Annotated in this window: 1 rRNA gene; it reads left to right on the plus strand. The window is 53.7% G+C overall.

What is annotated here, in order from left to right:
* A 23S ribosomal RNA gene (locus KI809_RS20420) occupies positions 1-231 on the plus strand; the annotation flags it as partial.

Consider the following 231-nt stretch of genomic DNA (forward strand, 5'->3'; position numbering starts at 1 on the left):
TGCCTACAAGCAGTGGGAGCACTATGGAGCAATCCAGTGTGACCGCGTGCCTTTTGCATAATGAGTCAGCGAGTTACCCTCAGCAGCGAGGTTAAGTTCATAGAACGGAGCCGCAGCGAAAGCGAGTCTTAATAGGGCGAATTAGTTGCTGGGGGTAGACCCGAAACCGGGTGATCTATCCATGTCCAGGGTGAAAGGAAGGTAACACTTCGTGGAGGCCCGAACCCACTG

The organism is Geoanaerobacter pelophilus, assembly GCF_018476885.1.
GTDB classification, from domain to species: Bacteria; Desulfobacterota; Desulfuromonadia; order Geobacterales; family DSM-12255; genus Geoanaerobacter; species Geoanaerobacter pelophilus.